This window comes from Azorhizobium doebereinerae UFLA1-100, assembly GCF_000473085.1.
GTDB lineage: Bacteria > Pseudomonadota > Alphaproteobacteria > Rhizobiales > Xanthobacteraceae > Azorhizobium > Azorhizobium doebereinerae.
In genome coordinates this window covers 1-19,640 of the sequence record NZ_AXBA01000051.1, presented here as the reverse complement: position 1 = coordinate 19,640, position 19,640 = coordinate 1, and the positions used below count along the sequence as shown (strand labels likewise).

General features: G+C 66.1%; 14 protein-coding genes and 2 pseudogenes. 5 read left to right on the top strand and 11 right to left on the bottom strand.

Going from position 1 to position 19,640, the window contains the following annotated elements; all coding sequences use genetic code 11:
• The 4 genes from YU1_RS0124020 to YU1_RS0123995 form a co-directional block, all read right to left on the bottom strand.
• Positions 1-3,527 (bottom strand): non-ribosomal peptide synthetase (locus YU1_RS0124020; protein ID WP_029006248.1); only part of this gene is annotated, 3,527 nt, incomplete at its 3' end.
• Positions 3,528-3,695: 168 nt separating this feature from the next.
• Positions 3,696-4,256 (bottom strand): hypothetical protein, encoded by a 561-nt coding sequence (locus YU1_RS32230; protein ID WP_051357285.1) that lies wholly within the window; start codon positions 4,254-4,256, stop codon positions 3,696-3,698.
• 56 nt (positions 4,257-4,312) lie between these two features.
• Complete coding sequence (locus tag YU1_RS0124005) at positions 4,313-5,350, bottom strand: pyridoxal-phosphate dependent enzyme (RefSeq protein ID WP_029006246.1); 1,038 nt, start codon at positions 5,348-5,350, stop codon at positions 4,313-4,315.
• An 800-nt stretch (positions 5,351-6,150) separates the two neighbouring features.
• Positions 6,151-7,092: a LysR family transcriptional regulator gene (locus YU1_RS0123995; RefSeq protein WP_029006245.1), complete on the bottom strand. Its 942-nt coding sequence runs from the start codon at positions 7,090-7,092 to the stop codon at positions 6,151-6,153.
• Positions 7,093-7,206: 114 nt separating this feature from the next.
• On the opposite strand from YU1_RS0123995, the gene YU1_RS0123990 reads away from it, so the two are divergent.
• The 4 genes and pseudogenes from YU1_RS0123990 to YU1_RS34555 form a co-directional block, all read left to right on the top strand.
• A complete protein-coding gene (locus tag YU1_RS0123990; protein WP_029006244.1) occupies positions 7,207-7,722 on the top strand; it encodes an SRPBCC family protein in 516 nt (171 codons plus the stop codon).
• Between the two features lie 171 nt (positions 7,723-7,893).
• Positions 7,894-8,601, top strand: coding sequence for a type 1 glutamine amidotransferase domain-containing protein (locus YU1_RS0123985; RefSeq protein WP_029006243.1), 708 nt, complete (start codon positions 7,894-7,896; stop codon positions 8,599-8,601).
• 321 nt (positions 8,602-8,922) lie between these two features.
• Positions 8,923-10,041, top strand: a pseudogene (locus YU1_RS30980) (NADH:flavin oxidoreductase/NADH oxidase).
• 189 nt (positions 10,042-10,230) lie between these two features.
• Positions 10,231-10,452: pseudogene (locus YU1_RS34555) on the top strand (integrase core domain-containing protein); the annotation flags it as partial.
• A gap of 273 nt (positions 10,453-10,725) precedes the next feature.
• Here YU1_RS34555 and YU1_RS0123975 read toward each other — a convergent pair.
• The 7 genes from YU1_RS0123975 to YU1_RS33665 form a co-directional block, all read right to left on the bottom strand.
• Entirely contained in the window at positions 10,726-11,151 is a 426-nt protein-coding gene (locus YU1_RS0123975) for a hypothetical protein (RefSeq protein WP_029006242.1), read from the bottom strand.
• Between the two features lie 200 nt (positions 11,152-11,351).
• The gene (locus tag YU1_RS30975) at positions 11,352-12,359 is read right to left on the bottom strand and encodes an ABC transporter ATP-binding protein (RefSeq protein WP_035716597.1); all 1,008 of its coding nucleotides are present in this window, start codon (positions 12,357-12,359) and stop codon (positions 11,352-11,354) included.
• Positions 12,350-13,351: an ABC transporter ATP-binding protein gene (locus tag YU1_RS0123965; RefSeq protein WP_029006241.1), complete on the bottom strand. Its 1,002-nt coding sequence runs from the start codon at positions 13,349-13,351 to the stop codon at positions 12,350-12,352. Before YU1_RS0123965 ends, YU1_RS30975 begins: the two co-directional genes overlap by 10 nt.
• Positions 13,351-14,238 (bottom strand): ABC transporter permease, encoded by an 888-nt coding sequence (locus YU1_RS30970; RefSeq protein ID WP_051357283.1) that lies wholly within the window; start codon positions 14,236-14,238, stop codon positions 13,351-13,353. The genes YU1_RS0123965 and YU1_RS30970 overlap by 1 nt, the downstream gene beginning before the upstream one ends.
• Positions 14,235-15,176 carry an ABC transporter permease gene (locus tag YU1_RS0123955; protein ID WP_029006240.1) on the bottom strand — a complete coding sequence of 314 codons (942 nt, stop codon included), beginning with the start codon at positions 15,174-15,176 and terminating at the stop codon, positions 14,235-14,237. Before YU1_RS0123955 ends, YU1_RS30970 begins: the two co-directional genes overlap by 4 nt.
• 36 nt (positions 15,177-15,212) lie before the next feature.
• The gene (locus YU1_RS0123950) at positions 15,213-16,751 is read right to left on the bottom strand and encodes an ABC transporter substrate-binding protein (protein WP_029006239.1); all 1,539 of its coding nucleotides are present in this window, start codon (positions 16,749-16,751) and stop codon (positions 15,213-15,215) included.
• A 1,173-nt stretch (positions 16,752-17,924) separates the two neighbouring features.
• Positions 17,925-18,326: a hypothetical protein gene (locus tag YU1_RS33665; RefSeq protein WP_156922411.1), complete on the bottom strand. Its 402-nt coding sequence runs from the start codon at positions 18,324-18,326 to the stop codon at positions 17,925-17,927.
• A gap of 761 nt (positions 18,327-19,087) precedes the next feature.
• Here YU1_RS33665 and YU1_RS0123935 point away from each other — a divergent pair.
• On the top strand, positions 19,088-19,640 hold a 553-nt coding region (locus YU1_RS0123935), incomplete at its 3' end, for a transposase (protein ID WP_342447013.1).

Genomic DNA, 19,640 nt, shown 5'->3' with positions numbered 1-19,640 from the left:
AGGCTGCCGGGCAGGCGGAGCGCCACGGGGATGTTGTAGACCGCGCTGCCCGGATGCAACTGCTCGAAGAACCACAGACGCTCCTGCGCGAAGGACAGCGGGGCGGGCGGATCGGGCGGCATGCCGGCGGGCTCCGCCGGCGCCGCTTGCGCCGCCAGCCCCAGGAGGCGGGCCAGTTCGCGGTCTACATCGCCGGCGCCCATGGCATCGACCCTCGCCGCCACATCGGCGCCGGGATCGGCGGCGATGGCGTCCGGCTGCGGCGCGGGGGCGGAGGCGGCAAGGGCGGCGGCAAGCTCGGCCACGGTGGGCTGCTCGAACACCAGCCGCAGCGGCACGGCGCGGCCGAACGCCTCCTGCAGGCGCGCGGCAAGGCGGGTGGCCAGCAGCGAGTGGCCGCCGAGATCGAAGAAATTGTCGTTGACGCCCACCGGCTCGACGCCCAGCAATTCCTGCCACAGCCGGGTGAGGCTGTGCTCCTCCGGCGTTGACGGCGGCGCAAACGGCGGGCGGTCGAGACCTGCATCGTCGGGCCGGGGCAGCGCCTTGCGGTCCACCTTGCCGTTGGGCGTCACCGGCAGCGCGTCCAGCCGCATCCAGGCGGTGGGCACCATGACATCCGGCAGGCGGGCGCGCAGACGGCGGCGCAGGTCGTCGATGGGGGCGGCCGCGTCCGCAAGCACCACATAGGCGGTGAGGCGCAGGCTGCCCGCGCTGTCGGGCAGGGCCAGAACGGCGGCCTCGCGCACCTCCGGCGCCGCCGCGAGCGCCGCCTCGACTTCGCCGATCTCGACCCGGACGCCGCGGATCTTCACCTGGCTGTCGCGCCGGCCGAGGAATTCCAGCGTGCCGTCGGCCCGCCACCGGCCGAGATCGCCGGTGCGATAGAAGCGCTCGCCGTCCGCCGTGGCGACGAAGCGGTCCGCGGTCAGCTCCGGTCGCCCGAGATAGCCCGCCGCCACGCCTTCGCCGCCGATCCAGATTTCGCCGCGCACGCCGAACGGCACCGGCCGCCCCGCGCTGTCCGCTACCAGAAGGCGCGCATTGGGGATGGGCCTGCCGATGGGCAGGCAGCCGGAACCGGGCTGGTAGCGATGGGTGGTGGCCCAGATCGTCGCCTCGGTCGGCCCATAGGCGTTGAAGAAGCGGCGGCCGGCGGCCCACTGCTCCGCCAGGGACGGCGGGCAGGCCTCGCCGGCGACGATCAGCGTCGACAAGGCGGGCAGGGGATGCGGCAGGACGGCCAGCACCGAGGGCGGCAGCACGGCGGCGGTCACGCCCATCTCCGCCAGCGCGGCGAGGGCGGGAGCGCCGGGGGCCTCGCGATCGGGCACGGGAATGCACAGGGTGGCGCCGGCGCCGAAGGCCAGCAGCAGTTCGAATACCGAAGCGTCGAACGAGGGCGAGGCGACGTGCAGCACGCGGTCGCGCGGGCCGAGGCCGAACAGGATGCGCTGGGCCGCCACCACGTTGCACAGGCCGCGATGGGCGATGGACACCCCCTTCGGCGTGCCGGTGGAGCCCGAGGTGTAGATGACATAGGCAAGGCCGGAGGCGCCGCAATCGTCCGCCAGATTATCGTCCGGCAGATGGTCGTCGGGCAGATGATCGTCGGGCAGGTCGCGGGCGCCGGCGCGCGCCTCGGCCAGGGTCACGAGCCGCGTGCCGGCCGGGATCGCGAGGCCGGCCGGCGAGGCCTCGTCCACCACCAGCACAGCCGCGCCACAATCCGCCAGCATGACGTCGAGCCGCGGCACGGGGTAGCCGGCGTCGAGGGGCACATAGGCGGCGCCGGCCTTCAGCGTGGCGAGGATCATCTCCACCATCGCCACCGAACGCTCCAGGCACAGCGCCACGCGGCTGCCGGGGCCGACGCCGCAGGCTTGCAGATGGCGGGCCAGCCGATTGCAGCGGGCGTTCAGCGTGGCGTAGTCGACGATCTCCGCGCCGCAGGCGAGGGCCGGCGCCCGTGGGGTGCGGGCGGACTGCTGCTCGAACAGCCGGTGGACGCAGCTGTCCGAGGCATAGGGCAGCGCCGGCCCCCGGCCCAGCTCCCGCATGCGGCCGGCTTCCGCCGCGTCCATGATCGGCACCTGCGAAACGGACAGGCCCGGGGCCGCGGCGGCGGCCTCCAGCACGACTTGGAAGTGCGCCGCCATCCGCGCGACGGTGGCGGGATCGAACAGGTCCGAATTGTAGTCGAGCACGGCCTCCAGGCCCTGCCCGGTCTCGCTGGCGGCAAAGGTCAGGTCGAAGCGGCCGGTGCCCAGTTCCACCTGCGGCGCGGCGCGCGCCGGATCGGGCGCGGCGGCGGGGCCCGGCGCGTCGGCATTCTGCAGCACGAACATGACCTGGAACAGGGGATGGTGTCCGAGGCTGCGCTCGGGCTGGATCTCTTCGACAAGGCGCTCGAAGGGGAGATCCTGGTGGGCATAGGCGGCAAGGGTGGTGTCGCGGACGCGGTCGACGACCTCTGCGAAGGAGGGGTCTGCGGCGAGCGAGGTGCGCAGGACCAAAGTGTTGACGAAGAAGCCGATGAGCGGCTCGACCTCGACGCGTGTGCGGTTGGCGATGGGTGTGCCGACGACGATGTCGTCCTGCCCGCAATAGCGCAGGAGGAGAACCTTGAAGGCGGCGAGCAGGGTCATGAAGAGGGTCGCGCCGCGCTGCTGGCCGAGGGCGCGCAGGCGCTGCACCAGGGGTGCGGGGATGGTGAAGGTGAAGAGGCCGCCGGCATAGGATTGCACCGGGGGATGGGGCCTGTCGGTGGGCAGGTCTATGAGCGCAGGGCAGCCGGCCAACTGCGTGCGCCAGTAGGAGAGCTGCCGCTCCAGCTCGTCTCCGGCGAGCCAGTCGCGCTGCCAGCGGGCATAGTCGGGATACTGGATGGGGAGCGGCGGGAGCGGCGANGGGCGGCCGGCGAGGAAGGCTGGATAGAGGGCTGAGAGCTCGCGGAACAGGACGCCCATGGACCATCCATCGGAGACGATGTGGTGCAGGGTGAGGAGCAGGAGATGATCGTCGGCGGCGAGCTTGAGCAGGCGGGCGCGGAGCAGGGGGCCTGCGGCGAGGTCGAAGGGGAGACGTCCCTCCTCGGTCGCACGGCGGGCAGCCTCGGCCTGGCGCGCGTCGGCGGGGAGGGCGGAGAGGTCGTCCAGCGGCAGGTCGAGCGCGACATGCGGGGCGACCACCTGCACCGGGCTTCCGTCGCGGGCGGCGAAGGTGGTGCGCAAGGCGGCGTGGCGGGCGACGATCTCGGCGAGGGCACGCTTGAGCAGGGCGGGATCGAGGCTGCCGGGCAAGCGCAGCGCCACGGGGATGTTGTAGACCGCGCTGCCCGGATGCAGCTGCTCGAAGAACCACAGACGCTCCTGCGCGAAGGACAGCGGGGCGGGCCCCGCGCCCGCGTCGCCCGCGCGGGGCGCCGAGCCGGCCTCCGCCGGCCGGCCCCAGGCGAGCAGCCGGCGTTCGAGGACCGACCGCCGGCCGGGCGACAATGCGGCGATGCGAAGATCGATGCTGGTCATGGCGTTTTCCGGCGAATCCTCATCGGTTCCGGCCGCGCTCGGGCGCGCCGGTCGGTCTTGGCCGTTCCGGTCAGTCTTGTCCGTCAGCCCTTTCCGGGCACTCTTGGCCGGGCGTCCCGTCCGCCATCGCGGACGGGCGGGGCAGCGGCTCCCGTCGCCTCGCCAGCCTCACGCCTCCTGGTACATCTGCGGATGCCAGAGCGGGGGCGGCGGCGTCTGCACGGCGCTGGATGCGACCAGCGCCATGCTGCTGGCGACGGCGTGGAGCATGGCCGGATCGAGCCGGGCGAGGTCCGCCTCCACCCAGGCCGCGCGCAAGGCGGCGAGATAGTCCTGATAGACCGCCGCCACCCGCGCCTGGCAGCGGTCGGGCGCCCACAGCTCGTCCATCAGCCGCAGATAGCCGCAGTAGCTGTCGAACTGCGCCAGCCCCTGACCCGGCCCCGGCTCGGCCGGCGCATCGAGGGTGTCAAGGAACTGGCGGTAGGCGCCGCCGGATTTCCGCACAGCTTCCAGGGGCAGCCAGGCGCCTTGCAGGGCGTCGAGATAGCCCAGCAGGGCCGCCTCGAACGGCTGGGTGGGGGCGGGATCGGCGGCCGGCTCCGGCGGCGGATCGCCGGGCTCGTCCGCCACAGGGACGCGGGCCTTCGCCTTCGGGCCGGCCTCCGGTGCCGCGGCCTGCTGAGCCGTGGCTTCGTAAGGCTTGCTCTCCTGCGATTCCATGGCCATGGCTGGTTCTCCATCGGTGGTGGGCGCGCTGCGCCGCTGGGATCTGGGACGTCGTGTCATGCCGGGTCCGCCACCTCGCGCAGGGACCGGCGGTTCCAGGCGAAGCACGCCCAGTCGCCGCCGGCCGCGGCGGGACGGGGCGCGGCCACCGGCTGCGCGGGCAAGGGCGCATCCGGCCTCAGGCCCGCCGCCGCCAGCCAGTCGCGGTCGTAGACCGTGGCGAGATAGCGGTGCCCCTCGTCTGCGCCGACGAACACCACGGTCTCGTCGGGATGCGCGGCCGCATGCCAGCGCGCGACGAGATGCGCCGCTCCGGTGGTCGGCCCGGCGAACACCGCCTCGGCCTGCATCAGGTGCCGGGTGGCGTTGAAGCCGGCCTCCGCGCTGACCCAGTGGATCTCGTCATAGGCGGCATGGTCCACATTGGGCGGCAGCAGGCTGTTGCCCAGGCCACGCAGCAGGCGGGGCCCGTCCGGCTGGCCGAACAGCACGCTGTGGAAGGTATCGACGCCGACCAGCCGGCAGGCTGCGCCGGTGGCGCGCAGCCGCGCGGCCATGCCGCCGGTCGAGCCGCCGGAGCCGACCGTTCCCACCAGCGTCAGCCGGTCGCCCAATGCGGCGCGCAGCTGGTCGGCCGGCTCCGCATAGGCACGGGCATTGTCGGGGTTGGAATATTGCCGGCTCCAGAACGCCCCCGGCGCGGCCGCGAGGCGCGCATCCAGGGCGTCGAGCCGGGCCTGCTGGAAGCCGCCCACCGCTGCCGGCTGCTCGATGATGCAGACCTCGCCGCCGAGCAACTCGAGCTGGCGGCGCAGACCGCGGTCGACGATGGGATCGCTGAAGATGACGAAGGGCAGGCCGCGCTCGCAGCAGACGATGGCGAGGCCCAGCGCGAAGGTGCCGCTGGAGGTCTCCATCACCAGCCCGCCGGGCGGCAGTTTTCCCCGGGCGAGCGCCTGGTCGATGATGAACTTCGCCGGTACCAGCTTCATCAGCCGGAACATCAGCAGATAGAGGTTCGGCCCCAGCTGGCGCAGCATCGGCTGCTCCAGCGCCGCCGAGGTGGAGGGGTAGGGAATGAGCGGGAGGGTCATGGCGTGATCCGCCTCCGGCTGCACGCGCGCGCCATCCCCGCATCCGGCACCGGACCGACAGTCCGCGCGGCGTCTCCGGCGCATTGATGATCCCGCGACCAGCAAGCCACATGCCAGACGGCATTGCGGCCGCAGGTGCCAGCCGCTGCGGCGGCTCGGTCATCGGTGGGGGTGGGCGGGCGCGGGGGGCTTCCGCCCCGGCGATGCCCCTTTCCTGGAGGGCCCGAAACTGGCCGCCGCGCAAGCGGCGCCGCATGGGCCCGCGACGGCGGCACGAACGGGAAGCAGGCTGTCGTGCCGAGGCGCATCGCGAACATCCGTCTAGAGATGTATAATGCCGATGACGATCGCAATACGTGTATCCGAGGAGGCGCGCGATTGTCAATCGCCGCAGGCCATCCGGTGCGCAAAAACACCGTAGCCATGAAAGCATTTTCTCGCGTGCTTTGAATGGCATGGAAAGTATTCATCGGGCCATGCCCAGCCGCCGCCGGGGCCCGATCGCGGGTGACTGCGTGCCGGCTCGGCTTGTGACTGGCGGTCAATTGTGCAACTTTTGCGTGTATTAACGCGGCCGCCATTCCGCTGTCCGGCGATGGCGGCGCAGACGTCGGACCGCGATCTCCGCTGGATGCTGTCAGTCGCCGCGTGCCGGCCCGCTGCGGCAGCCGGTAGACCTCCTGAGCCTACGATCGATAGAGATGGACCGTCGGCCGTCGCGGCCGGTCATGGGGATGGCGGCGCGGCCCGCGCCGCCGCGAGGCATGCGGGCATGAGCGAGCAGCACCAGGCCATATGGCTTACCGTCGCTGAAGCGTTCCCATTTCAGGACCGGCGACCTCAAGGCAGCCGCAGGTCTCGAACAGCAGCGCCCGGATCCATCGATGCCCGGCATCGCGGTGCGTGCGCTCGTGCCAGACGGCCAGCTTGGTGAAGCCGGGGATATCGATCGGCGGCTCGAGAACGGCGAGACCCGCAGCATTCTCTGCAAGCCGACGCGGCACGATCGCCACCAGATCGGTGGTGCGCAGCAGGCCGGCCAGCGCGAGGAAGCTGGTCATCGTCACCACCACGCGGCGCTCCCGGCCGGCTTTGGCCAGCGCATCGTCGGTCGCGCCCCAGAAGCGCTCGCCCGAGTAGGAGATCAGCGCCTGGTCCAGCGCGCAGAACTCCTCCAGCGGCAGAGTGCCGCCGCCGGCATCCGGATGATCGCTGCGCAGCGCGCAGACATAGGTCTCGTCGAACAGCCGGCGTGCATGGAGATCGGGCAGCGCCGATTCCGGCGTCATCAGCGCGAGATCCAGGTCGCCGCACTCGAATTGCGCCTGCACGCGGTCGTCCTCGACCGGGCGGATGGCGACGCGGATGCCCGGCGCCTTTGGGCGCAGCTTGGCCAGGAACGGCACCACCACCGCCTGGAGCGCGTAGTCGGTCGCGGCGATCGACAGCGTGAACTCCGCCGTGGAAGGATTGAAGCTGGCCGGCTGTAGAAGGCTCTCGACGTCGGCCAGGATCTGCTTGACCGGCCCGGCCAGCTCGGTGGCGCGCAACGTCGGCACGATTCCCCGCTGCGTGCGCGCGAACAGGGGATCGTCGAAGCTTTCGCGCAGGCGCGTGAGCATGCCGCTCACCGCGGGCTGCGTGAAGCCCAGGCGCTCGGCCGCGCGCGTGACGCTGCGTTCATCGAGCAGCGCGTCCAGCGTGCGCAGGAGATTGAGGTCGAGCGTCCTGATATCTCTCATCGTTATGGCTGTGATCGTCTCGTATGATTTGTCTTATGTCTGCGATGTTTTTATCGTCCTGGCAAGGAAAACAGCAGGGCAGGTGCGAGCGGGGGAGCCTCCCAAGGAGCAGCGATGAATGCGATCAAATGGCCGGAAGGCTATCTTCCAGGATTTACGGACAATTTCGCCTCCAACGAAGTCATCGTCTCCGGCCTGACGGCCGAAATGGTGTGGCCATTTCTGGTCACACCACATCTATGGCCGACTTATTACGCAAACTCAGCGAATGTTCGATTCCACGATGACGAGGGACCGGAACTGGACGAGGGCGATCGCTTCTACTTCGAAACGTTCGGGTTCCCGGTCGAAGCGCAGTGCACCGAATATATTCCGCCGGCGAACGGCCAGCCGGGCCGTGTCGCCTGGCATGGCTGGGCCGGTGCCGAGGGGGCCGGCGACCGCCTGGATGTCCATCATGCGTGGCTGGTCGAGGATTTGTCCGGTGGCCGCGTGCGCATCCTCACCCAGGAAAGCCAGAACGGGAAGCCGGCCGAAGAACTGGCCCGCGCCAAGCCCAACCCGATGATCAACGGGCACCAGGACTGGCTGGACGGTCTCGTCGCGGCAGCGCGCAGCAACGCCGCCTAGAGCCCGTTCCGTTCGAATGGCATCGCCGTTTGAACGGCAAAAACGTTCTCCATCAACGTGTGAGAGACGGATTCACCGATCAGGTTGCTTCAACCCGATCAGAGCCGGCTCTGGAGCCCATCGGGCGGGCCGCCGGGTCTTGCCCAAGACGCAATCCGCAAGGGAGCTGCCATGACCACAGCTATCAAGATCCTGATCATCCTGACCTCGCATGCCGCACTTGGCGACACCGGAAAGCCTACTGGCGTCTGGTTCGAGGAATTGGCCACGCCCTATTACACGTTCGTCGATGCCGGCGCGCAGGTCGACATCGTCTCGATCGATGGCGGCAAGGTTCCCATCGACCCCGCCTCGCTGAAGCCCAAGGGTGAGAATGAGCCGAGCGTCGAGCGCTTCCTGGCCGACCAGACTGCGATGCAGTCGGTCGCGGCGTCGAGGAAGGTGACGGATGTCTCTTCCGAAACCTATGACGCAATCTTCCTGCCTGGCGGCCACGGTACGATGTGGGACCTGCCCCGGAGCGGCGATCTCGCGGCGCTGCTGTCGAAGGCTTGGGCGCAGGGCAAGGTGCTTGCCGCCGTCTGCCACGGTCCGGCGGGCCTCGTGAACGTCAAGGATACCGACGGCAAGCCGGTCGTGTCCGGGCGCCGCGTTGCCGGCTTCTCCAACTCCGAAGAGACGGCAGCCGGTCTTGAGAAGGCTGTTCCCTTCCTGCTCGAAAGCCGCCTGCGGGAATTGGGCGGCCGATATGAGAGTGGCCCGGACTTCCAACCCTTCGCGCTGAGCGACGGCAGGCTGGTGACAGGCCAGAATCCGTCCTCTTCGGAGGAGACCGCCCGGCTCACACTCGTGGCGGCGAAGGCCTCCGCCGGCGAGTAGGAAAGCACGATGGCCGACGAGAGCAGGGATGCCGGTTGCCGCGATATCGGAGCGGCCATCCCCGCCTTTCGGCCGCGCCTTTTCCATGCGCGAGGTCGCGCGCTGTGCCGGCCGGGCGATGGCGAGGCCCGCAAGCGGCGCCCGGCGGACGTCGACGCACACCTGCGGCTTGAACCGGCCGGGCGCCGCTTGCGGGGCACGACCCCGGTCGTCCGGGATGTCTCGGAAATTGCCGCGGGATCTCGCCGATGTCCCTGAACCGACGGTTCGGCGGCAAGCCGCTGATCCGCCTCACTCCTCTGCAAATTGAGCGATGATCCCATGTCAGAACTGTTCACCCCCTTCACGCTGAAGGACGTCACGCTGCGCAATCGCGTGGCCGTACCGCCGATGTGCCAGTACAGCGCCGTAGACGGCTTCATCACCGACTGGCACGAAGCGCACTATGCCGGCATGGCCCGCGGCGGCGCCGGTCTTGTCATCGTCGAAGCGACCGGCGTGTCGCCCGAGGGCCGCATCACGCCCGGCTGCACCGGTATCTGGAGCGACGCCCATATCTAGGGGCTTTCTCGCATCGCCCGCGCGATCAAGGCGGCCGGCGCGGTGCCCGGCATCCAGATCGCCCATGCGGGACGCAAGGCCAGCGCCAACCGGCCCTGGGAGGGTGACGACCACATCCCGGACGGCGATCCGCGCGGGTGGGAAACGATCGCCCCCTCGGCGATCGCCTTTGGCGGCGGCCTGCCCAAGGTGCCCAAGGCCATGACGCTCGGCGACATCGAGCGGGTGCAGAAGGATTTCGCCCAAGCTGCCCGGCGAGCCCGAGAGGCCGGCTTCGAATGGCTGGAACTGCACCTCGCTCACGGATATCTCGCGCAGTCCTTCTTCTCGCGCGAGGCCAATCAGCGCACGGACCAATATGGCGGCGATTTCGCCGGCCGCAGCCGCTTCCTGAGACAGACGCTTGCGGCTGTGCGCGGCGTCTGGCCGGAAAACCTGCCCCTGACGGCCCGTTTCGGCGTGATCGAGTATGACGGTCACGACGAGGAGACGCTGGCCGAATCCATCGCGTTGGTGAAGGACCTGCGCGATGGCGGCCTGGACCTGCTCAACGTCAGCATCGGCTTCTCCACGGCCCGTGGGAAGACGCCGTGGGGGCCGGCATTCCTCGCGCCAGTGGCGGAGCGTGTGCGACGCGAGGCGGCTCTTCCTGTCGCCTCCTCCTGGTGCATCGACGGTCCCAACGACGCCGAACGCGCCATTGCCACCGGCCAGATGGATCTGGTGATGATCGGCCGGGCTCATCTGGCGGACCCGCACTACACCTTCGCGCTTGCCAAGGCCCTCGGCGTGGATCGGCCGGAATGGGCCACGCTGCCGACGCAGTACGCCTACTGGCTGTCGCGCTATCGCGGAGCGGGAACGGGCTCGGCGCAGTAGCCCGCACGGCTGAGAGAACGCTGGCGGGGATCGTGCTCACCCCGCCACCCCGCCAGCGTTCGCTTGGCCCTACGGCCGATTCGTGGCGTGTGGGGAATCAGCCGAATGATGCGTGGTTGGAGCAGCGCCGCCAGACCTATCTCGAGGGCTGGGCGAAGATCGCGCCAGGGCCTGATGTCCGCCACCTAAGCCAAGGCTGTGATCGAGAGCTGGCGGCTGCTCTACAACGCCATCCGCGCGCACTCGGCGCTCGGCTACAGGCCGCCCGCACCCGAGGTCGCGCTATGGCCGGCTGCGCAACCCCGACCAGCTCCGCCGGCCACACCAACGGTAGCGTCAGTGACGCTCATGAGCCAACATTGCAACCGGACCACTCGATGGGGGCCAGCAACTGCCGCAGCGTGGCGATGATCTCGTCAGGTGTGTGCCTCTTCCTCGGCATTAAACAGTTCTCCAGATGGTAAGAAACCATACCTAAGGGAGGACCATTGCTCAGGGAGGCAGCCAGTCCTCACTTCAGCGGTCTCGCCACCTCTGGTGGGCTTAGCCAGAATGCGGTGAATGTTGACATTCGTGAGGAGTATCGGCTCGTCGAGCTTCCACACATCAATGCGCTTGCGAAGGCTCTGGCCCCGCTGTTGGCTGCCGTCGTTCACCGGACCCGATCCGCCAGAACTGGACCGGTCAGGATGAAGCCGTAGCGAAGGATGGAATGCATGCCAGGACCACGATCAGCTGGACCGCATTGGCGAGCATGCCGCCCCAATGCAGTTGTCGTAGCTGCCGAGTGGCGCCGGTATTCGAGGTGTCTCGGTGGTTGATCCGTTCATCCATCTGCCGCAAGAACCAGCGCCGCGACAAAGCGGAAAAGGCGACGATCAAGCCAATGCTGAGCGATAAGCCGAGATGGCCGGTGACGGCAACGGCGATCACCCCGATGACGCCGGCCCCGATCAGCGCAACGAAATATCCATTGAACATCGCGCGCAACAGCCGCGCCACGGAGGGTATTTCAAGGCTCACCAGCAGGAAGGCTGGCGCCGCGAGAAACAGATACATCATCGGAAGCAGGAGGATGATAATCGCAAACACAACAGGGGTATCTGGCATCACCCGAATCCTTCTTGCCTTCCCAAGGCGGGAGGTGGCGTTATCCGGCGATATGGGTCGTAGTTTATGTTGTATTCGAACGTTCATGCAATTGGGCGTTGGTCTGATATCGGGCGCCCCGCTTGATTTTCATCCGTCGCTGCAGATCATGAGGCCGGCGCGCCTGACGATTAAATGCGGCATGAAAAGACTGGCGAAACTCATGGCTGCCGCGCCGGTGAGATCGTCGCGCCTTGCGGTGCGACGAGCGGAAAATGACAGGCGACGAAGTGGCCAGCTTCGGTTTCCCGCCATTCCGGCTCATGCGCCGCACAGTGCGGCGTCGCGCGGGGGCATCGGGTCCGAAAGCGGCAGCCGCTCGGCGGGTTCATGGGAGAGGGCAGCTCTCCGGCGAGCAGGTGGGACGGCGAGCGGCACCGGTCCGGGTCCATGACGGGAATGGCGGCCATCAATGCCGCCGTGTAGGGGTGCAATGGCGCCTCGTAGAGGCGCGCCGATGGCGCGAGTTCGCACAGGCGGCCGAGGTACATGACCGCCACGCGGTCGCTGATGTTCTTGACCACAGCAAGGTCATGACTGATGAACAGCAGCGTCAGGTGGTAGTGCGCCTTCATATCTTCCAAGAAGTTGAGGATCTGCGCACGCACGGAGACGTCGAGAGCCGAAACTGGTTCATCGCAGATCACGAGCTGCGGCTCCGTGACCAGTGCCCGGGCGATGGCGATGCGCTGGCACTGGCCGCCTGAGAATTCGTGCGGCCGGCGGTCCATGACCTGATCGGGATCGAGGCCGACGTTTTCGAGTGCGGCCCGGACGCGACGCTTGCGGTCTTCGGCGTCGCCCATGCCGGCGATAGCCAAGGGCTCCGCAACGATGTCGCGCACCTTGCGGTGCGGATTGAGCGAGGAGATCGGATCCTGGAAAATCATGTGCAGTCGTGTGCGCGCCCGACGCAGCGCCGCAGTGTCGAGGTGGGCGAGGTTGCGCCCCTCAAAGACTACCGCGCCCCCTGTCGGCGGCGGAAGCTGCATGATCGCGCGTGAGATCGTCGATTTGCCGCAGCCGGATTCGCCGACCAGCCCGAGCGTTTCGCCCTTGTGGACCGTAAAGCTGACGTTCGCGACGGCTATCAGCTGTCGCCCGCGTGGCAGAGCGTAGGTGACAGACAGGTCGTCGACGACGAGGAGTTCCGCCGGGCTCACGCGGATGCTCCGGGAGAGGCGACTGGGTGCCAGCAGGCATAACGGTGCGTACCGTCCGCGTCGGACGCCGACAGCGCGGGCCGGCGGTTTCGGCAGATGTCGGTTGCGTCGTCGCAGCGGGGTTCGAAGCGGCATCCCGGCGGCGGCAGCACCATGTCCGGCGGCCGTCCCGTGATCGCGCGCAACCGCGTGTGGGGCGGATCGGACAGGTTGGGCGCCGACCGCATTAGGGCCGCCGTATAGGGCATGCGGCAGTTCCGGAAGAGCGATCGTGTCGAGGCCTGCTCGACAATTTGCCCGGCATACATCACCGCGACCGTGTCGGTGTATCCGGCCACCACGCCGAGGTCGTGCGAGATCAGGATCATCGCCATGTGGTGGGCCTTCTGCCGGCGGTGCAGCAGGTCGAGGATCTGCGCCTGGATGGTGACATCGAGGGCCGTAGTGGGCTCGTCGGCGATCAGCAGCTTGGGTTCGCAGGCGAGCGCAATGGCGATGGCGACCCGCTGGCGCATGCCGCCCGACAGCTGGTGCGGATACTGGTGCAGACGCTCCTGGGGGAGAGGCATGCCCACGGAGGTGAGAAGCTCGATGGCCCTCGTCTGGGCGGCGCGGCCGCGCAAGCCCAGATGCCGGGCGAGGACCTCCTCGATCTGGACGCCGACCTGCTTGACCGGGTTGAGCGACGACGTCGGGTCCTGGAAGACCATCGCGATGTCCCTGCCGCGGATGTCGCGCATGTCCGGCTCGGACACTGTCAGCAGATCGCGGCCCTCGAACGTGATGCGGCCGGTGGTGGTCGTGTGCCGCTTCGACAGAATGCGGATGATCGTGCGCGCGAGAGCGCTCTTGCCGGACCCGGACTCGCCGACGATCCCCAGCGTCTGCCCCCGCCGGACCGAAAACGACACGCCATCGACCGCGCGCAGCAGGCCGCGCTGGGTGTGGAAGTGCGTCGCCAGGTCGGTCACTTCGAGGAGGGGCAAGCCAGCATCCATCATAGCACGCTGCCACGCAGATCTGTCCGCGCGCGCAGGCGCTCGCCGATCAGATTGATCGACAGCACCGTGAGAAACATCAGCGCGGCGGGAATGAAGGGGATGTAGGGCAATGTGGCCAGCTCGACCTGGCCGTCCGCGATCATGTTGCCCCAGGTCGGCCACGGCGCCGGCAGGCTGAGGCCGAGAAAGGACAGCACGCCCTCGACCACGATGATGCGGGAGACCACGAGAAGCGCGTAGATCAGTATCGGGATCATGACGTTCGGCAGGAGTTCCAGCGACAGGACCCGCCAGTGGGTCGCGCCCATGGCGCGGGCCGCCAGGACGAAGTCATGCTGGGCGAACACCAGCGTATTGGCGCGCGCGACCCGCATGAAGGTGGGGACCGTCAAGACACCGAGCAGGATGACCAGAAGCGGGACGCTGGCCCCGACATAGGCAGTGACGGCAAGGACGACCAGGATGCCGGGAAACGCCATGACCGCGTCCATGGCGGCGCCGATGACGATCTCGACGCGCCCGCGAAAATAGCCGGCTGTCATGCCCAGGAGCATGCCGATGCCAAGGCCGAGCGCCGGTGCCAGCAGGCCGACGGTCAGGGATATCCGGGCTCCGAAGATGGCGCGGGAGAGGATGTCCCGGCCGAGTTGGTCGGTGCCGAACCAGTGGGCGCGATCGGGCCAGTTGGAGAGCGCCGTGAAGTCCGTCTCGATCGGGCTCGGCAATGGCAGAAGGCTGGCCGTCGCGGCCAGAACGACCACCATCGTGATCCAGGCCGCCGGGAGCCAGAAGCGAAGTCCCAGCCGATCGCGCACGCGCATCGGGATGGTCGCGCCGACCGGCGATGCGGTCTCATGTCCGGGATCGTCGGCGAGAGCGTTCATTGCCGCACGCGCGGATCGAGCAGCGCGTAGATCAGATCGACGCCGAAATTGATCAGGACATAACCGACGGATATCACCGCGACACATCCCTGCACGAGCATCATGTCGCGATTGTAGACCGCGCCTGTCAGCATGCGGCCGATCCCCGGTAATCCGAAAATGGTCTCCACCACCAGCGCGCCGGCAATGGTGGCGGCGATCTGCAGGCCGGAAAGCGTCACAAGCGTGAACGAGGATGGCCGCAAGGCGTGGCGGAACAGGATGAAAGCGGGACCGAGGCCCTTGGCTTTGGCGAGGGCGATATAGTCCTGCTGCAGCGTCTTGATCATGTCGCCGCGGAGCACGGCGAAGAGGGACGGCCATTCCGCCAGCGCGATCGCGAGCGCAGGCAATGCAAGATGCGCGAGGTTTCGGACCGGATCGGTCATGAACGGCACGTATCCGGTGGACGGCAGCCAGCGCAACTTGAGCGCGAACAGGAACATCAGCAGGATTGCGAGAATGAACACCGGCGCCGCGAGCAGGAACAGCCCCACCGCATTCGCGAGCTGGTCAATCCTGCTGCCGGCCTTGTAGGCGCACAGAACGCCGGTCGGAACAGCGATGAGCAGCGCCAGTCCCTGGCTCAACAGCATCAGCTCGATCGTCACCGGAAGGCGATCGAGGATGGATTCCATCACCGGTACCTGCGTGATGTAGGAGCGGCCGAGATCGCCGCACAGGAAGCCACCCAGCCAGTGCAGGTAGCGCATCAGGAGCGGCTGATCGAGGCCGAGCTCGGCGCGGACCTGCGCGACCGCTTCCGGCGTCGCCTCGTTGCCGAGCAGAGCCAAGGCGACGTCACCCGGGAGCAAATTCATGAGCAGGAAGCTTGCGGCCGCGACCACCAGCAGGACGAGGCCCAGGCGCAACAGCTTGCGCAGAACATAGGATGTCATGGCCGGCCCCCTGCGGTGTGGTCGTGCATGCGCATCCTATTTGGGATCGACCCAGACTTCGTTGAGCCGCACGAGACCCCGCCGCATCAGCGGGATGTTGTGGACCCGTGGCAGCGTGATGGCGAAATAGTTAGATTGCAGCCGCAGCAGGATCGGCATCTGCCTGGCCATCTCCTTGCTGAAATCGCAATAGGCCGTCTTGCGGACCTCGATGTCGAGACTGCGGCGGCCGGTCTCGATGGCCTGGTCGAGAACCGGATCCCTGATCTTGGTGATGTTGCCGCCGCTCTTCGAGAAAAAGGCCTGATAGACCTGAAAGTCGGGGTCGGGCACATCGGCCACTTCCCACATGGCGAGCTGATAGTCGCCCCGCAGTACCGGGTTGATGTAGGAGGGGCCACCCTGAATGCTCTTGATCTCGGTCTCAATACCGACCTTCAGCCAGAAGCTCTGGTAGAGCTGCGCAGGAATGCTCATGATGGTTGTCGGCTGCACCTGAAGCACGACCTTCACCGGCTTGCCGTAGTCTTGAAGAAGGGCTTTTGCCTTCTCCGGATCGTATTCGGGATAGCCGACGTCCGGGCAATGCCACTCGGAGTTCGCGCCCCAGAAGCTGGTTGCGAGCGTGCCGACGCCGTCGAAACCGACCTTCAGCTCGATGTTGCGATCCAGGGCATGGGCAAGCGCCTGACGGACCCGGACATCGTCGAACGGCGGCACGGAGGTGTTGATGTTGACCGTGCTGGCGCCGGTGCCGACGTACTCCACAATCTTCAGACTCTTATCGCCGCGCGCCGCCACGACCTGCTTGCCGAGGGGCTCATAGAAGATGTCGATGTCGCCGGTCTTCAGGGCCGTGAAGCGTGCGGTGGGATCGGGCAGGAAACGGATGACGATCTTGTCGAGATGCTGGGCCTTCGGATTCCAGTAGTTGGGATTTTTCTCGAAGGTGATGCTGTCGTCCTGTTTCCACTCTGTCATCATATAGGGACCGGCGCCTATGGGCCGGCGGTTGAGGTCGGGGCCGGCAGTGTTCTCATGCTCGGCGGGCATCACCCAGATCAGAAAATTGTCGATCAGGAAGATGCTCGGGAAGGCGGCCCAGGGATAGGCGAGATGAAAGTCTACGGTGGTATCGTCAATGGCGACCGCCTCCTTCAGCGAACCCGTCGCAGCCGCGAACATCTGGTTCCGCGACGGATCGAGGATCCGCTGAAAATGGTTCGCCACATCGTGCGCGGTATAGGGCGCCCCGTTGGAGAATTTGAGGCCGGGCCGCAGCTTCAGCCGCCAGGTCAGGCCGTCGGGCGAGCTGTCGAGCGAGATCCCGAGGTCCGGAATCCGTTCGCCTTTGTCGTTCCGTGTGAAAAAGTTGGAGAACACCAGCCCGCCGGCCATCGTGGTCTCGCGATTGGCTGAGCGTGTCGTCAACCCATCGAAGCCCTGGACCTGGGCGGTCGTCGCCATGACGATCGTGCCGCCATTTTTCGGCTCCGGCTCAGCCGCACCGCATGGCTGCAGCCCGACGAGGGCACATGCAAATGCTCCGATGATCGGGCCGGCCAGCTTCTTCATGTGGCGTATGCTCCCGCTATTATCTCATTGTTTTTGGGCAACTATTTCTGGTTCGTGCTGTATTGATTGCTCGCAATACTAGGTTCAGATTCTTTGCGCCAGCTTCCGATTCAGTCGCGCGCAATCCAAAGGGCCGCTGACATGGCTATGTGCCTCATCGGTGTCGCCGAGATCGTTATTGTTATTGCCATGTACTGTAGTGATGGCTCCAATGTTTGACAACTCGCTCTACCCGAGATCGGGCCCCAGAACGGCGGGATTGTCGTCAGTATTTAGTAGGGTGCGCTCTCGCTGTTCGTCGGGGGGAATGGTTCGCCGCTCCGTTTCATGTGGGCGCAATTTGGATCAACAGTACAGGTGTTCATGGAGGTAAGGCAGCAGATCCATTGCCGTCGTCTCCTGCAGATTTTCCCTGTCGAGATAGGCGATGGCAACGTCATAGACGGCGCCTCCCTTCTTCATCATGTCTCGCTTCGTCTGTCTGCCCAAGCTTAGCCTGCGCCGGCTGATGACCGAGCGGGAGCTGACCTTTCAAAATGAGACGGCGACCCGGTTGGAGGTCGAATCCTGGGTCCTGTGGATGATGTCGCCTCGAAGCAGGAAGAGGTCTCCGGCGTTGAGTTCAGGAACAACGGCGATGCGATCGAGATTTACGGGCATCGAGTATGTCGTGTCGTGCTCGTCGTCGAAAACAGTTGTGCCGTTGCCATCGGCGCGAAACCGCTTTGCCCCGTCTGCCGACGATTCTTGAGATATGATCAGGGCGGCCGCGGCTATCGAATGGAATGAGGCGCATATTGGACGCCTCGACCTTTCCCTTGATGAAGGGGATGTAAAAATTTAGATAATGATAATGTTCTTGAAACAAGAAGTAATTTTCGTGATCCTGATTCCACAGAAAATTGACAACATTCTTCGTAGAAAGGAACAGAAAGCCGGCCGTGACGTCGGCATGGACGCCTGTATCGGTGTAAACCCTCGTGCTAATTGCATGGAGACGGGGCTCGAAGTATCTGTTTAGTCGATGGGATCCCGTCGGGACATTGCAATTTCCGTTGGAATGCGATGTCGCCACAGTGCTTTCATACTCCTCGCGGAATAGCCCCATCCTCTCAGGAGTTGGGGCCTCCGGCAAAGCCGGGGCGGTTCAATGCCGGTGGGCGCAACTGCCCGTTAGAATTGCGAATATGTGCCGTCAGTGCCCAGTTGAGTTACCCGCTCTTGCAGCCATGTCATATATGTACTGACTGAGTCGGTTGCGTTATCCCCTTGGTGTGCCTCAATGGTTACATTTTTGAAGAAATTTGCCTTGGACAGGCGTGTCATTATTTCGAGCTCGTCCACCGTCTGGTCGAGAGAAAGTGCCGAAACATCTTTCCTCACGAGGATTGAGGGGGCATCCTCGCCGTATACACCGCTCTGATGTTGAGCGATCAGCTTTGCGGCATCAGCCTCAAGCTTCTTGGCAGCCGCCTCTCGATCCGCCAGCTCCTTTTTTTGCTCTGGCGGGAGAGGCGCTAGCGCTTCCTTAGGAATTTTATACCAAGGAGATGCGTAATCCGTGACCTTCTTCACGTATGCATCGATTCCCAGTGTTATCAACGTGCCCACCGTTACCTCCAATAAATGTAGCGAACTATATGGATATATTATTCCACTTAAGGCTGACGCGGAGCTTGCAGGCCCGCCTCAGGCTGAGAAACCTGAACCAGATACAGGGTAGCCATCAACCGCAACGAATCGTTATATTTGATCATTAATGACAATTCAGAATGCGAGAATCTGAATTAATGATACCATCTGAGAATTCATATTAAATGCTAATGACAATATCCGCGACGTTTTTTGCTTCAAAGGCTGCATCGAATTTTACTATAAATAGCAGGGGGCCCTCTACTCACCCGATCCGCATGGACGCCGCTTCGGCATTTGATTATCTCCGCGCCACCCATGCTCCGCTGTCCGCGGGACGCCCCCCGTCTGTTGAAGCTGTGAGAGAGTGATGGTGCGGAAGAGAGCCCCCCGAGGGTGTGCGTGCGGGAGCAAGGGTCCCTTCCGCTGTCGCTGAACCCTGAACAGTTGCTTGGGAGACTGCAGATCCCGCACGACATGGACAGGAGCCGTCACCATGCCACAGCCCGTCATCCGCTGCGATCTGTCGCGCGCTTTCCTCGACCTCTGCGCTCTGCCGTCCGGCCAGACGCTGAGAATCCCCAATATCCCGGACGCTATCACCGCATGGGTCGCCGAGATCGAGGGGACGCCCTCGTCGTCTTCGAGGCCACATGCGACTGTGACGGCGATATCATTGCCGCCCTGACGGAGCGGAGCCGCCCATTCTCCCGCGTTATCCCCGCCAAGCCCGAGAGTTCGCCAGAGCCTGCGGCGTCCTGGCCAAGACCGACAAAGTCGATGCCCGAGTGCTCGCCCAGATGGGCCGTGCGCTCAACCTGCCGGTCACCATCCCGGTCAGCGCAGCCCGCACCCAACTTGCCGATTTCCTGCGTCGCCGCAGGCAGTTGGTCGAGATGCGAAAGGCCGAAAAGCTGCGTCGCCACAGCGCCGGCCAGGAGGAGATCGGCGCCCAGATCGTGGCGTTCATCGAACTGCTCAGCTCTCAGATCACCCAGATCGACCGGTGCATCGCTGGCCTCATCGCTGACGACAGCGCCCTTTCGGCCCAGGCCGCTCTGCTGACGGCCGTGCCAGGCATCGGTCCCACGGTGCTGGCCACGCTGCTCGGCGAGCTGCCCGAGCTGGGAACACTCTGCCGCCGCCGCATCGCCTCTCTGGCCGGCCTTGCGCCCCATGCACGCGAAAGCGGCACATGGCGCGGGGCCCGGCGCATCTGGGGCGGCCGGCGAAAGGTCCGAGAGGCCCTTTACATCG

Coding starts and splice junctions, on each gene's coding strand:
- YU1_RS0123975 (WP_029006242.1), bottom strand. CDS start 11,151: ATGCCAGATACCCCTGTTGTGTTTGCGATTATCATCCTCCTGCTTCCG.
- YU1_RS0123995 (WP_029006245.1), bottom strand. CDS start 7,092: ATGAGAGATATCAGGACGCTCGACCTCAATCTCCTGCGCACGCTGGAC.
- YU1_RS0123985 (WP_029006243.1), top strand. CDS start 7,894: ATGACCACAGCTATCAAGATCCTGATCATCCTGACCTCGCATGCCGCA.
- YU1_RS32230 (WP_051357285.1), bottom strand. CDS start 4,256: ATGGCCATGGAATCGCAGGAGAGCAAGCCTTACGAAGCCACGGCTCAG.
- YU1_RS0123965 (WP_029006241.1), bottom strand. CDS start 13,351: ATGGATGCTGGCTTGCCCCTCCTCGAAGTGACCGACCTGGCGACGCAC.
- YU1_RS30970 (WP_051357283.1), bottom strand. CDS start 14,238: ATGAACGCTCTCGCCGACGATCCCGGACATGAGACCGCATCGCCGGTC.
- YU1_RS0123950 (WP_029006239.1), bottom strand. CDS start 16,751: ATGAAGAAGCTGGCCGGCCCGATCATCGGAGCATTTGCATGTGCCCTC.
- YU1_RS0123955 (WP_029006240.1), bottom strand. CDS start 15,176: ATGACATCCTATGTTCTGCGCAAGCTGTTGCGCCTGGGCCTCGTCCTG.
- YU1_RS0124005 (WP_029006246.1), bottom strand. CDS start 5,350: ATGACCCTCCCGCTCATTCCCTACCCCTCCACCTCGGCGGCGCTGGAG.
- YU1_RS0123990 (WP_029006244.1), top strand. CDS start 7,207: ATGAATGCGATCAAATGGCCGGAAGGCTATCTTCCAGGATTTACGGAC.